15 protein-coding genes are annotated in these 19,911 nt (G+C 41.5%); 2 read left to right on the top strand and 13 right to left on the bottom strand.

The features are described from left to right. Nucleotides 1-7: 7 nt before the first annotated feature. Together QNM18_RS16345 and QNM18_RS16340 are read left to right on the top strand one after the other, a co-directional pair. Nucleotides 8-895, top strand: a complete 888-nt coding sequence (locus tag QNM18_RS16345; protein WP_284137808.1) for a sterol desaturase family protein — start codon at nucleotides 8-10, stop codon at nucleotides 893-895. Between the two features lie 307 nt (nucleotides 896-1,202). Then, a complete protein-coding gene (locus QNM18_RS16340; RefSeq protein WP_211008780.1) occupies nucleotides 1,203-1,628 on the top strand; it encodes a hypothetical protein in 426 nt (141 codons plus the stop codon). Between the two features lie 44 nt (nucleotides 1,629-1,672). Here QNM18_RS16340 and asd read toward each other — a convergent pair whose 3' ends face one another. From asd to QNM18_RS16275, 13 genes are all read right to left on the bottom strand, one after another. Continuing rightward, nucleotides 1,673-2,782, bottom strand: coding sequence for an aspartate-semialdehyde dehydrogenase (gene asd, locus QNM18_RS16335; RefSeq protein WP_284137807.1), 1,110 nt, complete (start codon nucleotides 2,780-2,782; stop codon nucleotides 1,673-1,675). A gap of 674 nt (nucleotides 2,783-3,456) precedes the next feature. Next, on the bottom strand, nucleotides 3,457-6,171 hold the full coding sequence (locus QNM18_RS16330; RefSeq protein ID WP_211008778.1) for a TonB-dependent receptor plug domain-containing protein: 2,715 nt from the start codon (nucleotides 6,169-6,171) through the stop codon (nucleotides 3,457-3,459). 80 nt (nucleotides 6,172-6,251) lie between these two features. After that, nucleotides 6,252-7,865 carry a hypothetical protein gene (locus tag QNM18_RS16325; RefSeq protein ID WP_211008777.1) on the bottom strand — a complete coding sequence of 538 codons (1,614 nt, stop codon included), beginning with the start codon at nucleotides 7,863-7,865 and terminating at the stop codon, nucleotides 6,252-6,254. Between the two features lie 176 nt (nucleotides 7,866-8,041). After that, on the bottom strand, nucleotides 8,042-9,346 hold the full coding sequence (locus QNM18_RS16320) for a tetratricopeptide repeat protein (RefSeq protein WP_284137806.1): 1,305 nt from the start codon (nucleotides 9,344-9,346) through the stop codon (nucleotides 8,042-8,044). Between the two features lie 20 nt (nucleotides 9,347-9,366). Continuing rightward, a complete protein-coding gene (locus tag QNM18_RS16315) occupies nucleotides 9,367-9,972 on the bottom strand; it encodes an energy transducer TonB (RefSeq protein WP_211008775.1) in 606 nt (201 codons plus the stop codon). Between the two features lie 9 nt (nucleotides 9,973-9,981). Then, on the bottom strand, nucleotides 9,982-10,392 hold the full coding sequence (locus QNM18_RS16310) for an ExbD/TolR family protein (RefSeq protein ID WP_023399110.1): 411 nt from the start codon (nucleotides 10,390-10,392) through the stop codon (nucleotides 9,982-9,984). An 18-nt stretch (nucleotides 10,393-10,410) separates the two neighbouring features. Continuing rightward, a complete protein-coding gene (locus QNM18_RS16305; protein WP_211008774.1) occupies nucleotides 10,411-10,938 on the bottom strand; it encodes a MotA/TolQ/ExbB proton channel family protein in 528 nt (175 codons plus the stop codon). Between the two features lie 2 nt (nucleotides 10,939-10,940). Then, nucleotides 10,941-12,260: a MotA/TolQ/ExbB proton channel family protein gene (locus QNM18_RS16300; RefSeq protein ID WP_417714824.1), complete on the bottom strand. Its 1,320-nt coding sequence runs from the start codon at nucleotides 12,258-12,260 to the stop codon at nucleotides 10,941-10,943. A 61-nt stretch (nucleotides 12,261-12,321) separates the two neighbouring features. Next, the gene (locus QNM18_RS16295; protein WP_284137804.1) at nucleotides 12,322-13,074 is read right to left on the bottom strand and encodes a DUF3450 domain-containing protein; all 753 of its coding nucleotides are present in this window, start codon (nucleotides 13,072-13,074) and stop codon (nucleotides 12,322-12,324) included. 187 nt (nucleotides 13,075-13,261) lie between these two features. Further along, the gene (locus tag QNM18_RS16290) at nucleotides 13,262-15,151 is read right to left on the bottom strand and encodes a methyl-accepting chemotaxis protein (protein ID WP_211008771.1); all 1,890 of its coding nucleotides are present in this window, start codon (nucleotides 15,149-15,151) and stop codon (nucleotides 13,262-13,264) included. A gap of 176 nt (nucleotides 15,152-15,327) precedes the next feature. Beyond that, nucleotides 15,328-16,089, bottom strand: a complete 762-nt coding sequence (locus tag QNM18_RS16285; protein WP_284137803.1) for a basic secretory protein-like protein — start codon at nucleotides 16,087-16,089, stop codon at nucleotides 15,328-15,330. A gap of 2 nt (nucleotides 16,090-16,091) precedes the next feature. Further along, nucleotides 16,092-18,419, bottom strand: coding sequence for a GH92 family glycosyl hydrolase (locus QNM18_RS16280; protein WP_284137920.1), 2,328 nt, complete (start codon nucleotides 18,417-18,419; stop codon nucleotides 16,092-16,094). Between the two features lie 186 nt (nucleotides 18,420-18,605). After that, entirely contained in the window at nucleotides 18,606-19,877 is a 1,272-nt protein-coding gene (locus tag QNM18_RS16275; RefSeq protein ID WP_417714822.1) for a sugar MFS transporter, read from the bottom strand. Nucleotides 19,878-19,911 lie beyond the last annotated feature (34 nt).

Here is a 19,911-nt window from a genome sequence, read left to right as displayed (position 1 = left end):
GGAAATCATGGATTTTTTAACATACTCCTTCTCAACCGATGATATTTGGTGGCTCGAAACTTTTATTGACGACTGGTTCTTGGTAATTGCACTGTCACTTTTTGTCATTGAGCTCATTCGATACGGCTTAAAAAAAACATTTACACGCAATTTGCTTGGGGACAGTGTTACCAATTTTATTACCCTCGGCACATTTATATTGATTGTCGCTTTAGTAGCGGCAACGTATGCAGGCGTCTTTTTCTATGTTTATGATAATTTTAAGTTGGTTGAACTTCCCCTGACGCCTTGGACCATACTGTGTTGTATCGTATTGGCTGACTTAGCATATTACTGGGAACACCGTTTTTTGCATAAAAATGGCTTTGCTTGGGCTACACACACAGTTCATCATAGCTCTCCGCACTTTAATATTTCTGTCGCGTACCGTCATGGGCCTTTAGATTGGCTGTTTCCGTTATTCTTTCACCTACCCTTGGCTATTCTGGGTTTCAATCCATTTATCATCTTTCTGGCGGAAGTGGTCGTTCAGGTTTACCAGACTTTGTTGCATACGGAGACCGTGAAAAAGTTACCTCGTCCAATTGAAGCTATTTTCAATACCCCCTCACATCATCGCGTACACCATGCAACTAATAAGCAGTACTTAGATAAAAACTACGCAGGTATTTTTATTGTCTGGGACCGCATGTTTGGTACTTTTGCTAAGGAAGATATCAAAGTGAAATACGGGATCTATCCGGCAGTTAAGAGTATCAACCCAGTCACTGTGTTTTTTAGTGGGTATGTAAAGCTTGTACGTCAAATGTGGCACGCCCCAAATTGGCGTTATCGATGGAACTTACTCATCAAGCCACCACTTTGGGCTTGGCAACAAGAAAACAAAAATAAATAGCTTTTAATCCTTAGATGCTGGCCTCGGCGTTGTCGAATTTAGTTGACTCCTAGGCCATTTCTCCAAAGTACGACCTCCTACCACTGGCCAAACAGATCAAAAAGATGATTGTCTGAGTCATTCTTTTTCCTTGGATTCAAGAGCCAATTACCGGCATCTATCCGCTGACAGTCACACTTGTTTCAAAACCGTTTCAGTGTAAACAAATCGTAACCATTTTAGGGTGCTTATTTACCCATTTTGATGCTATAGATAAGTAGGTTTAAGCAAACCTTAGTTAAAATTGGTATACATAAAAGGATAAATTATGAAAAGCGTTATTTTAGCTGGACTTTTAGTCGCCGGCTTTACAGGCAACTTTGCCATGGCAAATGAACAAGATACACAAAGTAGTGATGGCGTACTCAAGTACTCCTACAACTTTGTTTATCTTAAATGTGAATCTAGCTCTTGCGGTGATATTGTCACACGTCGCTACCCTATGAAAGTCTATTACAAGTTTGTGCCTGATATTCCACCACATTCAGAAGTTCGAATTTACTGGAATAAAAATGTCCCGGCGGGTGTATCAGCTGGAAAAAGAGTCGCACATACAGAAGGGGCAACTTGCCCAGATGGTTCAAAAATGAAGGCTAAATGGTTTTTAGATAGTAGCTTTCGCCCGACAACTGCAATCGCAACTGATTGTAATGGCGTAGATCACACCTATAGTGTGCATGAATTCCACTTTTAATAAAAGAATAGTGCCTAGAGTGAAATGCTAGGCACTTTTAGCTGCTAACCTGTGATGATTCTGAGCATGCGTCTTAACGGCTCGGCTGCTCCCCATAGTAACTGGTCGCCCACAGTGAATGCGCTGATGAATTTATCGCCCATAGACAACTTTCTGATCCTGCCAATTGGAATATGCAAAGATCCAGTGACTTTCACAGGAGTCAGCTCCTGCTCAGTTATACCTCTTTCATTAGGAATAACTTTTACCCACTCATTGTGTTCATCGAGAATTCTTTCAATCTCGCTAACCTCAATGTCCTCACGAAGTTTGATGGTTAGCGCCTGAGAATGACAGCGCATTGCGCCTACCCTGACACAAAGGCCATCTACCGGTATAGGTTGCTTGATTGACCCTAAAATTTTATTGGCCTCAACCTCTGCTTTCCACTCTTCTTTACTTTGGCCTGATTCCATTGGAACATCAATCCAAGGGATCAAACTGCCAGCTAGTGGCACGCCAAATTGGTCTTTTGGTAATTCATTATCTTTGAGTTTGTCTGCTACAATTTTGTCTATTTCCAGAATCGCTGATGAAGGGCTTTCTAGCTGAGATTTTACGCTACCGTGGATCTCACCCATTTGTGTGATGAGCTCTCTCATATTACGCGCTCCAGCACCTGATGCAGCCTGATAGGTCATCGGGCTTATCCACTCGATGAGATCTTTTTCAAATAGCCCACCAAGCGCTAGTAACATCAAAGAAACGGTGCAATTTCCGCCTACAAACGTTTTAACACCCTGCTCTAGTCCCTGCTGAATAACATCATTATTGACAGGATCTAAAACAATAATACTATCACTGGACATACGCAGTGCAGAAGCCGCGTCAATCCAGTATCCTTGCCAACCAGCATCACGCAAAGGCTGATAAACTTCTTTGGTATAGTCACCACCCTGGCATGAAACAATAATGTCCATCTTCTTTAGAGAAGGCAGATCATAAGCGTTATTAAGTGGTTTGGCTTCACCAGCAAAGTCAGGTCCTAGCTGGCCCGCCTGAGATGTAGTAAAAAAATGCGCGTCAAGATGAGCAAAGTCACCTTCTTGTTGCATACGCTCCATTAATACTGAGCCAACCATACCGCGCCAGCCGATAAATCCAACATTGTTCATTACATTACCCTTATTTAATTTTAAATGACTCATTGCGTGAGGGGTACGTCTAGACGTCTAACCTATCAAAATTAACTTGCCATCTCTAGTACTTTTTTAGTCGTTAAGCGAATTACTCATGTAACGGAGATATAGAAGTTTTTGGCGGAACGAGCGTAACACTGTTTTACAGTCAAAGAGCTGTCGATATCACGTGGTGAAAGCAGTCAGAAAGCATAAAAAAACCCCGCGATGCGGGGTTTGGATACAACATGTAAAGGTTGCGTCCAAGCTTGATGCTATGCATCAAACTAGAACTCTGTTTTGGTAATATGTTTATTTTATGTAAACAAAATACCTGAATGTGGTAAGGATATGCGATAACCTTTTTGTGTTAGCTATTATGAGTCACTTTAGTACTATTTTCAAGTAAAAATCATTCTAAATATTGATCTAGGTTATAAAAAAAATCTAAATTTAATATATGTTTACCTTTACGTAAATGTAATATTTCTCACATGAAAGTTATTAAATTTTATAGATAATATTCCAAGTTAAAATGAAGACGATTTAAATGGGTACATATTTAGGAGAGATTAAAATAATTATACTAAATAATATTTATAATTATTAAGTTAATCGCAAAAATAAAAAGGCCGCCTTAACGGCGGCCTTTTTTTGAACAGTTTTTAATATTAAAATTCTATCGCAAAGTCTAAGCTAACTTGTTGCGCAGTTTCCTTTGAACGGATAAGCACATCGTTTTGCTCTACTTCAAAGTCTTGACCCAATAGGTTCTTAACTTTAAAGGTTACAGTTGTACTGAAAGTTGGGTAGTAACTATACACCAAGTCTAAAGAATTGATCGGTTGCTCGTAAGCATCGTCAAAACCATTCACACCTGCCGCTAAGATACGGTCACCAAAGACGTTGTAAATCACCGAGCCCTGATGGTTGCCATCATGAGAGTCATAGTTCAACTGCAAGTTAGCTACGTATTTAGAGTGACCAGTCATACGACGCTTCAGGTTTGTCAAATCACCGCTATCAAGCTCTAGAATTTCAACTTCAGAGTCACTCACTGTTAAGTTACCTGAAGTGAAGAATGCGCCACCTAAGAAGTCAGACGACAACTCCACCAGCCACTCTGCTTCCAAGCCGTAAACATAGGCTGAGTCAGCATTTTCAAACTCAAGAGTGAATCGACCATCCGACTCATTTAGCTGTGCTTCGATTGGCTTGTCAATGTCTTTGTAAAATGCGCCAACAGAGAAGTTATCACCGCTTTCAAAGTAAAACTCAACGCGTAAGTCAAAGTTATCTAAGTGGCTCGATTCCAGCCTTGGGTTACCTAATGTTCTGTAGTCAGTCAGTGGATCTTGATATTGAACAGGTGTCAGCTCACGTAAATCAGGACGAACGATTGTTTGACCCCAGCCTGCACGTACTTGGTACGTAGGTTGGCTATACGTCATGGATAGTGAACCAAACGTCTCGTCTTCCATTACTGTCGACTTTTGAATTGCTTCGCCGCTTAACTTGTCCTTCAGTAATTCAGCATCAAAAGTAGAGCGTGAGAAAGCCAGCGCGACTTGTCTAAAGTCTTCATATCTCAAACCGCCTGAAAATCGCCAGTCATTTGCATACACATAATCAAAGCTACCGTAATAAGCATCGATTTTTTGCGCCGCAAGGTAATCATCTGCAATTGGTTCTTGGAATAGTAGTTCAACATCAGTATCGTCTACACGACTATCATCTCTGAAAATACTGCCGATACCTAAAGCTTCATTTTTATTTGTTGCGAGCGTGATATTTTCACTCGGTCCAAAACGATACTTGAAGAAGTCAGTTTTGTATTCACGTGTCTTGTCAACGAAATAACCACCACCTTTGAGCTCTACTTCAGAAGAATCGAAGTAGAAGACTTTAGAAAGATTCCAGCTATAGTTTTCAACCTTATCTTCCATATCAACAAAGCGGTATAAGAAAGGGTCGCCCCCTAATGCACCACTTGTGTATGTGTCAGTATAAGTCCCGCCAGTGTAGCGATCTCGCGCTGTGATCTCTAACTCACTCGGAATATCAGTCGTAGCGGTTGAATCTGTATATTGCCAGTCGAAACCAACACCCTTGATAAAGTCATATTCAATGTTGTGATTACCACGGAATTGAATTACTTCTAGCTCACGCTGCTCAAAAGACGTAAGGTTTTTACGTTGAACTTCGCCATCCGCGATACTTAGAGACTTAGATGGCTCTTGGTATAGAGACACAGCAGCTTCATCTTCAGTATCTCTTAGCTTCATATAAGATGCGTTTAAGTCATGACCATCCAATTTGTAGCCAAGGTTCAAAGAAGTATTTAACTTAACATTTTTCTTCGTTGACTCTTTATCTGTTCTTGCAGAGTAACACTCCAAATCAGACTTTGAGCAGTCATCTGGGTTAACTTCTACTGAAGATAATACAGCTGAGTATCCTTTGCTATGCGACCACTCATGGTCGTATGCCGCAGAGAATAAAAAGCCTAACGCACCACCTAGCCCAAATACATCGTCAAATTTGTCACCGTAAACAAGCTTACCGCCAAAATCTGGGTCCAAATCTTTTTCGACCATACCAAAATCACGATGAAGTGATTTAGTAAGTGACTTGTTAATTGCTACGGCCTCTTCCTGAGAAACAGCTTCACCACGCTCTTTAGACTCAATATCACGGATATTCAGAACCGAAATATCGGAGATACCATTGATATATTTGTTCAGTGCCGATGTCATCGTTGCAGGCATTGCACGCAAACCATCATCTTCACCTAACCAGTCATCATCACTACCGTTATAAACAAAGCCATGATCATTGGTATCTTTGTGTGTCACACCAATTTCTAGCTTTATAACACGATCGTTCGGGATGCTTTTTGTTCTGATGTTTACATCACCACCACCAAATGCCGCAGGCATATTTGGTGAATAGGCTTTTTGCACTGCCAAAGATTCGATGATGCTTGATGGGAATATATCAAGCGGAATGACATTACGAGTTAAGTCTGGACTTGGCACTTGAGCGCCATTAAGTCTCACGCTAGAGTATCGTTCACCGAGGCCTCGAACATAAATGAACTTATCATTTACCAAACTCAAGCCAGTCACACGACGTAGCGCAGACGCTGCATCACTATCGCCAGTACGAGAGATCTGCTCAGAGCCCATGATATCTGCAACAAATGCTTGATTTTTACGCTCTTCGATTACCGCACTCGCGCTGCCTTTGAGGCGGCTACCTACTGCAACAACTTCTTCTATTTCTTGGGCTGTCTCTTCTGCCATTACATGTGTAGACAAAGGACTTAACAGAGAAAGCAAAGAAATCGTTATCAAATTTGTTTTGAACACTTTGATTGGTTTCATTTGTAATTCCTCTAAACCAAAATATTGATTCACAAAGGGCGCATTAAAGCGCCCTTCAATTTGTTCTTATATGGCTTAGATTATTTTGTACGAGCGATTGACTCAGCTACGAATTTAGCCCAGTTAGTGTCCGTTTCATCTTCGCCTAACGCACCTACGTAAGTTACGTCAGTAAAGAATGAGTTTTCGTCGCTTAGTTTAGAAGTTTCAACAGCTTCGATAGCATTACCATCTTTGTCTAGGATTGTGCCTTTTGTTGTTGCTAAGTCGTCACCAAGTACATTTGAGAATGAGTTAAAGCCGACTAACTTGTTACCATCGTCCGTGAACCAAGTTTCGATGTTGAAGTCAGCTAAATCACCTACAAGTGGAACTTTTGTTGACTCGAAGTTCTTCGCACAAGCAAAAATTGAGTTGTGGAACTTGATTTCACCATTCTTCGCGTTAGCATGAATGCCCGCAGCGCCCGACAAGTCATTTTTGTTCATTAGGTCAAAACAACCTGAACCATCTTCAGTACCCTTGCTCACAAATAGCATGTTATGAAGCTGAGCTTTGCCCCACTCTTTCATTTCCATACCAGCACCGTGACCACGAGGACCTTTGATACCGTTGCTTACAACTGTTGCGTTTGCAATTGTTGGATTTGATACAGTTGTTGCTTTATCAGCAGTTGTTGGGTCATCTTTACCACCGTCTGTTTCGAAACCGTGGTTACCCTGAGTCAGAGTTTGAACAAGGATGAATTGGCCATTACCTTTCCAACCTGTATCCCAGTCGATACCGTCATCCGCTGTTTCAGTGACAACAATGTGCTTTAAGTTAACTTGTCCACCGAATAGCTCGATGCCATCATCGTAGCCTTGGTGAATGTGGATGTATTCAATCTTAGTGCCTGAACCTACAGCGTTTAGCGTAATAGAGTTTAGCTCATCGCCTTCAACACCATTACCAGCAAACTTAACAACAACGTGCTCTAAAGAACCACTGTTGTCAGCATCATTGTTACCGCCGTAGTAAGAAATTACGCCTTCAGCTTTTGCGTCACATTTGCCTTCATCAGCAGCAGTCTTTGAACAGCTCTCTGTTGTAGCCATACCATTGATTTGAATTCCGCCCCAGTCCTGCATCGCTGGTACAGTTGTATCATCACCATCGATTTCTTTAATCGACGTAAAAGTAATTGGCTTACCTAGCTCACCCACAGCGTGAATTTTAGAACCACGACCGATACGTACAAAGTTTTCAGCCTTTGTAAATGCGATTGTCGCACCAGCTTCAATCGTCAGTGTTGGGCCATTTGGATCAACCGTTTCACCTTCAGAAGTTTGCACGTCATCACCGATGAATAGTGCGCCTTCGAAAATGTGAGCACCACCGTCAGGCAATGCTTCTAATAGGAAAGAAGATGTAATGTTCTTTGCATTGCTCGCGAACGCTTGGCTGTATTTACAGTGTGTACCATCCTGGTCACCTTTGAATGTTGTGCCATCTATCGCGTAGCTCGCACAAGGTAATTCAACAGGCTTATCGTTATCATCATTACCTGTATCTGGAACAACGACCGGATTTTCAACTGAGTTGTCTACATGGTTGTCATTGTTAGTAGGTGTGATATTGATGTCGCCGCCGCAACCAGCAAGTACAAGAGCAGAAGAAATTAAGCTTACTTTAAATAAACCAGAAAGGTTCATGTTGGTCTCCAAAGATATAATTGTTATAACGGTATTTATTTAATGGAGCCAGAATAGATTTAACGTGTTACAAATGGGTGACAGTTTTTATAATTTAAAATGACATAATAAATATTAATTAAAAATAAAAAAGCCACCCGAAGGCGGCTTTGGTGTTGCGAATATTTAACAATAAATTAAAGAACAGCTTGTTTTAAACTCAATTTATGAAGCTTTTCGTTTTGAACATATTTAATCCACTGTTTAGCCAGTCTTGCAGATTTTTTGTGTTTTTCTGCCTGTTCAAATGCCAATATAGATGCGTCAAAATTTTCCAAGTTATATTGCGCCATACCAAGTGCAACATAAGCATTAGATTCAAATGTTAAACCACCTTTATCTAATGCAGCTCTTGCTGCATCAGCGGCTTCATTATAATGCTCCATATTAATGTATACTTCTGCAAGTCGCTGTTGAAATTTACCATGAGAGGCTAATTTGTCAGCTTCCTTAAAGAAAGCAATTGATTTTTCATCATCTTTTGCTTGAACATACGCTTCAGCAATAAAAGATAAGTTCTTTTCAGAGTTATCTATTACTTTACTATCTATGCCCTGCTTTAATGTTTGAGCTGCTTTAAAAGGCAATCCGTTATACAAATAAACTTGAGCAAGTTGCAAAACTTCTGACTTAGTTTTAATAAATCCGCGCTGTTTTGCAGTCTCTAATATAGCCAATTGCTTTTTCTCATCTCCAACCTCACCATACATGCCACCCAACTGTATCCAATACTGTGGCTTGTCAAATAGCTGAACCATTTTTTCCAATGTCGCTACTACATTTTCTGGCTGGTTTAATGAGTAATATAGAGCCCTTTGAAGTACTAACCAGTTCTCCTTAGGCACTTCGTTTTTTGACTCAGATAGGGAGATGGCAACATTGATATTTTCCAATGCATCTTTGTATGACTTGTTTTGATAAAGCGCTTGCGCTTTTAATGTATAATAGTTGCTCTTTATCGGTTGTGTATTTAGCGCTTTCCAGTTATCTAAATACACCACTGTTTTTTCATAGTCGCCATTAGCCATTGCAAGCTGTGCCAAACTAAATGTCGTGGACAGTTTTAAAGACTCAGGAATAGCCTCTTCGGCAACAACCTTTTCAAACGATGCGATGGCTTTACTCAACTCATTCTCGTTGTAGTAAATAAACCCATAAAAGTTATGCATCATGGCCACTTCGTACGAATTCATACTCGATGAGCGCTCTTTAATTGAGTCAAGTACCTCAAGACCTTCTTGAACATTACCGTCATCAGCCAGCTTTTGAGCTCTGGCGAGTTGGCTGTATACTTTTTCCCTTAGCGCAGGCACACGTTTTGTCTTTGTCGCAGCGTATGCACTCGAAAATGACACCTCAGGTACCAAAGAAACAAGACTAATAGAAGCATTAATGGCCAGTGCAGCGGCACTCAGTGCCAATGCGTTTTTTATTAACTTCATAATACAAACTCCTAATTTCACTAACCGTTAATTTGGAAGGTGATTTTGTTTTGTACACCAGCCACTTCTACAGCTTCGCCGTTTACGACACGAGGCTTGTACTTAAACTTCAGTGCAGCATCCATTGCGGCGCGATTGAAAATGTTCTCTGGCTCAGCTTTAAGCACTTTTGGGTCTCTCACTGTGCCTTGCTTTGTAACCACAAACTCAACCAATACATATCCTTCAATACCTCTTGAAAGCGCGCGTCTTGGGTATACTGGTGCCACTTTTACTATTGGCAAGTATTCGCCATCACTTGATTCCAGTGCCAGCCCACCGGCGAGATCAACATCGGCGTCCACGTTTGCTGAGAAGTCAAAGCTTGAAGCGCCCGCATCTAGATTATTTGCTTGCATTTGCGGTGCATCCATCGGCGGTGGCGGCTCTTTTGGTGTAGGTGGCTTTTGTGGCTTACGCTCTTTCTTCTCGACTGTTTCTTCTTTTTTCAGGCGAACAAAGTCAAGCACATTGCCTTTAACAGGTTCTGTGGCCGTGCCTTGGCCACCATTGATCAAGGCCTGCATTCCCAAAAATAGGAAGAATGTAACTACACCAGCAATTAATAATGCAATTATATAGCGCATTGTTTTCCCTTAGGATTCCTGTGCAGCGATAGAAACATCAAAGGCACCCGCGGCTCTTGACGCATCCATGACCTTAATTAAAATTTCAGTCGTTGCTTTCTTGTCGGCTTGAATTACAACGCTACCTTGCGGGTTTTCCGCTTTAAGACGCTCGATATTTGCTTGTACAGCACGAATATCAATTTGGCGCTTGTTGATCCAAATCTCACCTTTGTCAGAAATGGCTACCAAAATATTGGCGCGCTGTTTTTTTACAGCCGTTGCCGCTTCTGGGCGGTTTACATCAATGCCCGCTTCTTTGACGAATGTCGCTGTAACGATGAAGAAGATAAGCATGATAAAAACAACATCCAACATAGGCGTCATGTTAATTTCTTCGGTTTCTTCTTCTTGGAAAACTTTTGCTAGAGGAGCTCTCATTTTTTTACCTCAAATTCTTTAATGATCTAACAGCAATTTATCTTCTAAAAGCTCAACTTCTCGTTTCGCTTTTCGTTGCAAGTAAGTCGATGCAAAAACACCAGATAATGCTGCAACCATACCTGCCATTGTTGGGATAGTGGCTTTTGACACACCTGCTGCCATTGAACGTGCGCTGCCTGAGCCTGTAATAGCCATTACGTTAAATACTTCAATCATGCCCGTTACCGTACCCAATAGCCCTAATAAAGGACACAGCGCAACCATCACGTTGATAAAAGGCAGGTTGCAGTTAAGTTCAATACCTGCTTTAGAGATCATGGCTTGACGGATTTGTTCAGCATTCCAGCTGTTGCGCTCATTTCTGTTTTGCCAGGTTTCTACTGTCTGCTTTTTGTATCCCCTATACTTTCCAAAAAAGTACATAAAGCGTTCCAGGATAAGTAACCACATAGCAAAGGTGACTACTGCGATGACCAGGAGAACCTGGCCACCAGTATCAAGGAACTCTTGTAGTGCAGTGATAGCATCTACTAGTAGCACCATGATTACGCTCCTTTCTCACTGCGCTCAGCGATAATGCCCGCACTTTGCTCTTGAAGAATAAGCAGAAGGTTGCGTGAACGCGTGTTCAATAGCGTGTATAAGAACACTGTTGGGATAGCGACTACTAGGCCCAATACCGTAGTTACAAGCGCAGTTGAGATACCACCAGCCATTAGTTTCGGGTCACCAGTACCAAACAGTGTAATTGCTTGGAATGTGTTGATCATACCGGTTACCGTACCAAGTAGACCTAGCAGAGGGGCAACCACTGAGATGATTTTAATCAAAGTTAGGTTGCGAGTGATTTTTGGCATTTCACGCAAAATTGCTTCACTCAATTTAAGCTCAAGCGTGTCATAAGCTACATCAGGGTATTGATCTTTGACTTTCATAACGCGACCCAGCGGGTTGTCGTCTTTAGCAACATCCGATTTAAGCTGGCGTTTGATTTTGGCACCAATCAGCATCAGTGAAACAAAACGCTCTAGTGCAATAAGGAGTGCTAAAGCACCAACTGCTAAAATGACATACCCAACTACACCACCTTGCTCTACCTGTTCTTTACGATTAGGTGCCTGTACTAATAAACCCAAGATAGAACCACCAGTTGGGTCTAATGCAAAGTCAACAATGCCCGAGTTTGCAGCCTGCAAGTCACCCGCACTTTGTTGGAAACGAGATACAGGTTGACGTGTCAACTCCGAAATAGTATTGGTTTCAGGGCTGTAATTTAGGTATTGTCCGTCGGCAATTAGGTTAAATGCACCAACACGTACAACTTCTTTGTTGATCTTCTCACCACCAGCTACAATGACATCCGTGTTATAGCGAGTCACTTTGCCTTGCTCGGTCATTTCACGTTGTAGTTCAAACCAAACTTTTTCAATATCTTCGATAGATGCAAGCTTAGATGTTGAGCCCATTTTCTTGGCCATTTCATCCATCACATCGCTACGATTTGGAATTTGAGCAGACACAACAGAGGTCCTGAACTTTGAACTCGCATCACCAGAAGCTTGCTGAAGCACACCAAACAGCTCTTTTAAAGAACCCATACGCTTGGATAACGTGTCGCTTAAGTTACCCAGCTTGATTTCGTTTTCTTCAAACAGTGTTTCCATGCGCTCAGAACGGTTAAGCTGATTGTTTCGGTCTGACTTTAAGTCATTTAGCATTTGTACTTGCTGATTTTCGCGCGCTTTAAACTCAGCTTCACGTTGCTGGTTTTGTTGTGTTTGCGCAGCCTGACCAGATTCTAGCGTTTTCAACAAAGAATCTAGATCCATTGCTTCATTTGCCAGAGCTGATGCACTTAAGGCCATTGAGGATACAAGTAATGCTTTGCGACTAAATGATTTTAAAAAGCTCATTAGTTATACCTCTTTATTGAGCAGCTTGAATTGGCAGAGTTAACATATCTGGGGCTAGTTGTTTGCGCGCAATGCGAACCCCTTTATTGATTTGGCTGATGTTGGTATTAGGCAAAGCTTCGAATTGCTTTGACTCTCGGTTCCAACTACCTGCTTTTGCAGAGTCTTTAGTGACGTATAACAGCTCAAGGCGTCCGATACGCAACATATCGACTTCACGCTCTTGTCCATCAATGGTGAGTAGTGTTGAGTATGCTTCGATTGTACGTCCGTACTCTACTTCGACTTGATAGGCTTCAAGTACACGTCTGAATTTTTCACTGGATGTGATGTCGGCTCTGTCCATCAGGGTTCTAAGAGAGGCGATTCGCTTTGCTCTCTCCTCTGGTAAAAATGGCACATCTAAAGCAACAAATTGCTCAAGGCCAGTGATCATGCGCAGCATTAGTGGAGTGATCTGACGTTCTATTACCGATACTTGGTCCATTGAAGCGTTGATAGCTGCCATTTCTTCAAGTTGGTTATTAACTTGCTTTTCTAATTGGCTGTTATAAACAACAAGACCTTCGATTTCCTTATTCAACGTTCTAAATTGCTGCAGACGAGACTGCATACTATCTGAAATCGCGTCGATTTTATTTTGAGAAGTTAGCGCTGAATTATTGATTGCAGAGCTAGAGTCTATTACTTGATTGAGATCGTTTGCCTGCGTACTGCTTGCTACTGCAAACGCGCCCGCTAAAAGCAATTGGTTAACGCACTTCATCTCACACACCTTTTATAATATTTGCTTGTTCCAATTTTGAAGTGTGTGCAGTTTAAATATGAAAAATGACAGCCGTGTTGCGCAAATAATACGTTAATGTTACAGCTGTAATATTATTTTAAAGGAGGGTTTGTGCTATTTAGTTCAACATTTAAAAAAGGGCTGTATTTATACAGCCCTAATATAATTAAACTTTAAATTTATTCATCATGTTTTCTAATTCATCAAATTGCAATTTTAGTGTTTTGCATTCATCTAAGGTTTGCTGCAAGCTCGCACTCCCCTGAACACATAAATCACTTATGCCGTGGATATCACTATCCAATGATTGAATTACTGTATTTTGCTCTTGTGTCGCATTAGCCACCGCATGGTTCATTCCATCGATCGATTCAATTGCATGAGACACCTCTTGCATTTTTGTGCCAGCTGACTGCGCTTGCTCTGCACTCGCGCTGGAGTCTTCAATACTGAGCTTCATAACAGCAACAGCTGACGCTGAGCCTTGTTGTAACTCAGCAATGGTGTTTTCAATTTCTTGTGTAGATTCTTGGGTACGTTGTGCAAGCTGCCTAACTTCGTCGGCAACGACTGCAAATCCACGCCCAGCCTCACCAGCACGAGCAGCTTCTATCGCAGCATTGAGTGCCAATAGGTTTGTCTGCTCGCTGACTCCCTTAATAACTTCTAATACTTGTCCGATGCTGGCTGTCAGTCTATCAAGACCGTCAATAGTTGACTGAGCTTCTTGCATTTTTGAACTCAATGCGCCGATCTCTTCAATATTTGAGTTCAGCGCGGATTGGCTTTCATCAGACATTGTATTTGCGCCAGTTGCTAACTCAGATGCGTGCTTGGCATTGTTTGAGATTTCAATAGCGCTAGAAGACAACTCATTGATTGCTGTTGCGACATTGTCGGTACGTTTAGTTTGTTCAGTATAGATATCCAATGCATCTTGAGTTTGTCTTTGCAGACCTTCCATAACATTTTCTAACGCATCTGTTGTACTTTTAACCTTGCCTATACTTTGATGAATTTTTTCTACAAACAAATTGAAGTAGTTTGAAAGCTCTCCAAATTCATCGTTATTTTCCACAACTAAGCGCCGAGTCAAATCACCCTCACCTTGAGCAATATCTTTGATGGCCTCATTGAGATGGGTCATTGGTCTCATTAGATATTTCAACAGCACTTGCATCATAACGACAATTACGACTACACCCAATAACATGTAGATCAGAGCCATATTTCTGAATGATGAAATCGAGGAATAAGCAATTTCTTTGTCGATAACAACGCCAAGATACCACTCAACATTTTTGATACCGTGCATTTTGACAAACGATACGAGTTTTTCTGTTCCGTCGATTTCTATTTCGACAAAGTCTTCTTGCAAGTTCAGCTGCTGGCCGAATAAGTCACGCATATTTTTGTCGTTCATTTGCGTATTTGGGTGACTTAAAATGCGCCCTTCTCCATCGAGTAAGAAACCGTAACCAAAACCTAAGAAATCAATCTCATTAATGATCTGAGTAATAGTGGCCATATCTATGTCACCACCTGTTGCTCCAGACAAAACTCCGTTGCTATAAACTGGTACAACCGCAGTAATCGTCAGCTCATTGGTAGTTGCATCTGTATATGGTGTGGTAAAAGCGGTATCTCTTTTCCGCATTGCCAATTGATACCAAGGACGCGTTGTCGCATCAAAGTCGCTCGGTAATACAATAGAGGCGTCATTTAATACAAATTGGCCGTCTGGTGTACCAATAAAGGTATTTTTGAAGTGGCCAGCTTTAGCTGCTGTTTGCAGCCTTCTACGTACCTCTTCATTACTGTCTGACTTAAGGTGACCTTGTGCAACCGACTGCACGATGTCTAATCTATCATTTAGCCAATTAGCAATATTTTGCGATACGGACTGGGATATCTCTTGTAATACAAGTGTCAACTGATCTTGAGTCTGTGAACGCATCAAGACAAAGTTATTCACTGTAAATAGACTTAAAACGATAACGAGCACGACCGAAGCCGCAAGGGTAATTTTGGTGGTAAATTTAAAGGCGCTAAACATGCAGATCCTGTTTTAATTCTTATCTACTTCTAAGTAGGTTGTATCAAATCTTTAAAGCTTTGTCTTATGTTATCGGCAGTTTTTATCTTTCTATTATAAATTTATTGAATTATTTTTAATTGGCACAAAAAAAGGCAGGTATGGCCCGCCTTTTAGCTAGTAAAAAAGAACTAATATTAGAGTTTACTTTGATAATCAGACCAAGCCGTATCCAAGCTGATTTCCAGCTCAGAGGAGAAGGTTTGCCAAGTCCACTTTTTATTATCAGAGGGATCTAATTGGGCGTTTAGTTCTACCAACAAGTTAGGGTGATGATTCTGCTCTAACCAGTGCAAGAAAAATGCGGTTGTTTTATAACCTGAGTCATAATTGCCTCCGGTCTTTCTATGTGCAAAATCGACATACCCACCTTTCATTCTCACCACATCCGCAATGCCTTCAATGATAGGTCCAATCTCTTTATAATTGTGATCGTCCAATTGATAGGCATGTGCAATTTCATGGTAAAGCACGCCAATGAGCTCATCATAAAGCGCTTGCTCACTATGGTTTTCAGCAAATTTATTGAGATACTGCGCACTGATGTGTATTTTTGCGCCGTTAAAGTCACCTTCTTTATAGGCAACTCCTTTCATATCTTCAACGATGATCTCCAGCAATGGTAGCTGGGGCGCTCGATGCTTTTGGCTATACAAAATACGCGCGACGTTGTATGAAATTTGCTTGATCAAATCAACGTTGACGTGCTGCCATACGGGCACTGCTTCTTTGCTAAAGTTACGTATTTGAACGTTGGGTAACGAAAAGTTTTGCCAGGCAATGTCTGCATCAAATTGAATCGGTTTGATGTCTGTATTGATATTCTCTAACGCTGATGCGCTGTGAGCCAATAGGCCCACAGCCACTGCAAGCGTAGTGATTGCAGTCTTAATTGTCATACTTAGTGATACTCCGACATTGAAGGCGGACGCGCGGTAATATCGCTACCCCACGCTTTATTAGGCTTATCGCTCATAACATACTTTAATTCACCACCAGCCATGATATCGTCATGAGTCAGATAGTTACGTGTTAGCGGCTTACCATTTAAACTAACAGACTGAATATATTTGTGTGTTTTGCTCAAACCTTTTGCCGTGGTTGTAAACGTTTTACCGTTGGCAAGTTTAAGTGTTACTTTTGGCGTTTGAGGCGCACCAATTGCATAAGCTAAATCACCCGGCGCGACAGGGTAAAAGCCCATTGCAGAGAAAATATACCATGCTGACATCTGACCTACGTCATCGTTACCTGCCAAGCCATCTGGTTTATCAGAGCTCAATGTATCCATGATCTGACGAATACGCTCTTGTGTACGCCAAGGCTTACCTGCATAGTTGTATAGATATGCAATATGGTGGCTTGGTTCATTACCATGTGCATAGTTGCCGATAAGACCTGCAATATCTTCATGCTCTTTAATCATGTCAGCGGACAAGTGTGTATCAAATAGATCATCGAGGCGCTGCTCAAAGGCATCGTCACCACCCATTAAGTCAATCAGACCTGCGACATCATGTGGCACATAGAAGCTGTATTGCATTGAGTTACCTTCTGTGAATGCACCCATGTACTTTGCTTCGTACGCATTGAAGTCTGGATTCCAGTTACCTTTCGTATCACGACCACGCATAAACTTGGTTTGTGGGTCAAATACATTTCGATAGCTCATTGCACGTGCATAGTAATCTTTAGCCAGTTCAGTTTTACCCATGGCTTCAAACATGCGTGCAATCGCATAGTCGTCGTAGGCATATTCTAAAGTGATCGACACAGATTCTGGCAGCACATCCATAGGTACATAACCATACTTTTTGTACTCAGGTATCGCATCGTATACTTTGTTGTTCGCCGTATTGGTAATCGCTTCAACTGCTAGGTCAATGTCGTAATCTCTAATGCCCTTTAGGTAAGCGTCCGCGATAACCGATACCGCGTGGTAACCAATCATTGTCCAAGTTTCATGAGCATGGAAAGACCAAATTGGCAGCATTTTTTCATAGCTTTGCTGGTAGTGAACCAACATGGACTGGATCATGCCGGATACACGGTCTGGGTCAATATATGTTAATAGCGGGTGCAGTGCTCTGTACGTGTCCCATAAAGAGAATAGAGTGTAGTGTTCAAACCCTTTACCTTCATGAATTTCACCATCAACGCCACGATATTGACCGTTAACATCTTGATAGATGCTCGGTGCTTGAAGTGCGTGATAAAGTGCGGTGTAGAATTGACGTTTTTCAGAAACCGTACCTTCTACGTCAACCTTGTCTAAATAATTTGCCCAAAGTTGTTTTGAGTCTGCACGCACTTTCTCAAAGTCCCAATGTGGGATCTCTGCATTTAAGTTTTCAAGGGCGTTTGAACGGCTAACAGCTGAAAGACCAACTTTTACGTAAAGAGGTTTGTCTTTTAAGCCATCGAATGATGCAACAAATTTAACCGCTTTACCTGCGGTCATTTTTACCGCTTTATTTTCAATTGTTGAATGTTTTTGCTTTGTATTTAGGCAGTTCATGCATCTGTAACGCATGTTGTCTTGATTGATAAATTGATAGTCCTCAATTGGTTGAGAGAACTGAATCGCAAAATACATTTGTCTATTTCTAGCCCAACCGTTTGTGGCGCGATACGCAACTAGGGTTCTGTCATCAACCTTGCGAATATCACTCCAAATCACTTTATTTTCAAAGTTATAAATAGAGCTAGTTAAATCAAACAGAACATGACCACTATCATGACTGTTAAAGGTGTATTTGTGCATGCCCACACGTGCTGTTGCGGTGAGTTCAGCCGTCACATTGTAGTCTTGTAGTTCGACACCATAATAACCTGGCTCTGACCACTCTTTGTCGTGTGAAAAGCGAGAGCGATAACCTGTGTCAGGTTTTTCTGCTGTACCCGCATCTAGTTTGACATCACCTGTTATAGGCATGACTAAAAGATCACCTAGGTCAGAATGTCCAGTACCTGAGAAATGTGTATGGGAGAATCCCACAATGGTGTGATCGTCATAATGATAACCTGCACAACGTTTGTATATTTCTGGTTGTGGTGAAACGCCGCGCATCGGGTTATCGGTATCAGGGCTTAATTGCACCATACCAAATGGAACCACTGCGCCAGGGAAAGTATGACCATCTCCCCCGGTACCAATAAATGTATCAACCCACTGCGTGTTTGACCCGCTAGCGACACTTACCGACGATACAGTGGTAAGTGACAGCATAGCTGCTGCCCAAATAGAGCGATGCATGTGCCTCTCCTTTATTCTAAATTATGATTGGATCGTTCCAACTGAGTTTAATATACAACGTCTATGAATACGTATTCAATAGTTATGAGATAGAAATTTATAAATTTAAGATGAAAAAGGCAAGTGAACACTTGCCTAATTGCAGGGGGTGCTTGAGCGCTAGGCTACTTTATCATGCCATTGTTTAGATAACTTAACGACGTTAAGTCCGTACCATGCAATAAACACATAGCACACCAGTGGTACAATAAAACTAATTTGAATATGCATGCTATCCGCCACAACACCTTGTAACAACGGAATAATTGCACCGCCAACGATAGCCAAACACAACCAGCCAGAACCCTTACTGGTCAACGAGCCTAGGCCCTCAATCGCGATTGTAAAGATAGTTGGGAACATAATGGAATTGAATAAACCAATTGCCAAAACAGCAACCATTGCGACATTCCCTTCTGTTGACATTGTTACAACCAGCAACAACATCACAAATACAGAATTAAAGATCAGTGCCTTAGATGGCGCTACATATTTTAGTGCTTGCGAACCGATAAATCGGCCTACCATGGCACCACCCCAATAATAGCCTAGTAGCTTGGCTGCTGTAGGCGCATCCAAGCCACCGATATGCGCTTCTGCAAAGTAATTTACAATAAAACTGCCAATAGACACTTCTGCGCCTACATAACAAAAGATTGCGACAACCCCCATCATCAAATGCGGGGCTTCTTTAAGATTTTTGTCTTTAACTTTGCAGTCTACAGTTTCAACATGTGCCTCAATTGTAGGTAGCTTTAAAAATGCGAATACCACGGCAATAGCAACCAAAACCCCTGCAATAACGAGATATGGTACTTTTACCGAATCTGCACTTGCAGCTTCTACAGCCATTGCACCACCAGCGCCAAAGAGCAGCATACCGCCTGCGATTGGGCCGAGTGTTGTGCCGAGTGAATTAAGTGCTTGGGCTAAGTTTAAGCGGCTTGAGGCTGTTTTAGAGGTGCCCAGCGCTGCAACATACGGGTTGGCAGATACCTGTAAGATCACAATACCTGACGCCATTACAAACAGTGCAGTCAAGAAGATCCAGTACTGGTGTACAATCACTGCGGGGTAAAACAATAGGCAGCCACACGCGGCGACAATCAAACCAATGATTATACCTTTTTGATATCCAAATCGTTTTACTAAAGAGCCAGCTGGAAGGGAAACGACAAAATAGGCAATGAAGAAACAAAATTGAATTAACATTGCTTCGGTGTAGTTTAAGTCAAAGACACTTTTTAATCTCGGAATTAATACATCGTTAAATACAGTTATAAAACCCCATAAGAAAAACAGGGTTGTCATTGCTGCTAACGGAAAAAAAAAGTTTTTTTCGTTGTTATGGGTGCCAGCAGCAATGCTTTGATTCATGTTGATTTCACTCACTCGGATTACTCCATGTTAAAGGATGTAATGATTC

Origin of the sequence: Pseudoalteromonas obscura (assembly GCF_030135505.1) — a bacterium.
GTDB classification, from domain to species: Bacteria; Pseudomonadota; Gammaproteobacteria; order Enterobacterales; family Alteromonadaceae; genus Pseudoalteromonas; species Pseudoalteromonas obscura.
This window is presented reverse-complemented; position numbering and strand designations above follow the sequence as displayed.

Bases quoted from the DNA above. Each gene is read 5' to 3' on its own strand.
- QNM18_RS16340 (WP_211008780.1), top strand. From the start codon at position 1,203: ATGAAAAGCGTTATTTTAGCTGGACTTTTAGTCGCCGGCTTTACAGGC.
- QNM18_RS16320 (WP_284137806.1), bottom strand. From the start codon at position 9,346: ATGAAGTTAATAAAAAACGCATTGGCACTGAGTGCCGCTGCACTGGCC.
- QNM18_RS16290 (WP_211008771.1), bottom strand. From the start codon at position 15,151: ATGTTTAGCGCCTTTAAATTTACCACCAAAATTACCCTTGCGGCTTCG.
- QNM18_RS16280 (WP_284137920.1), bottom strand. From the start codon at position 18,419: ATGCTGTCACTTACCACTGTATCGTCGGTAAGTGTCGCTAGCGGGTCA.
- QNM18_RS16300 (WP_417714824.1), bottom strand. From the start codon at position 12,260: ATGGCCTTAAGTGCATCAGCTCTGGCAAATGAAGCAATGGATCTAGAT.
- QNM18_RS16330 (WP_211008778.1), bottom strand. From the start codon at position 6,171: ATGAAACCAATCAAAGTGTTCAAAACAAATTTGATAACGATTTCTTTG.
- QNM18_RS16325 (WP_211008777.1), bottom strand. From the start codon at position 7,865: ATGAACCTTTCTGGTTTATTTAAAGTAAGCTTAATTTCTTCTGCTCTT.
- QNM18_RS16295 (WP_284137804.1), bottom strand. From the start codon at position 13,074: ATGAAGTGCGTTAACCAATTGCTTTTAGCGGGCGCGTTTGCAGTAGCA.
- QNM18_RS16305 (WP_211008774.1), bottom strand. From the start codon at position 10,938: ATGGTGCTACTAGTAGATGCTATCACTGCACTACAAGAGTTCCTTGAT.
- QNM18_RS16345 (WP_284137808.1), top strand. From the start codon at position 8: ATGGATTTTTTAACATACTCCTTCTCAACCGATGATATTTGGTGGCTC.
- QNM18_RS16285 (WP_284137803.1), bottom strand. From the start codon at position 16,089: ATGACAATTAAGACTGCAATCACTACGCTTGCAGTGGCTGTGGGCCTA.
- asd (WP_284137807.1), bottom strand. From the start codon at position 2,782: ATGAACAATGTTGGATTTATCGGCTGGCGCGGTATGGTTGGCTCAGTA.
- QNM18_RS16310 (WP_023399110.1), bottom strand. From the start codon at position 10,392: ATGAGAGCTCCTCTAGCAAAAGTTTTCCAAGAAGAAGAAACCGAAGAA.
- QNM18_RS16315 (WP_211008775.1), bottom strand. From the start codon at position 9,972: ATGCGCTATATAATTGCATTATTAATTGCTGGTGTAGTTACATTCTTC.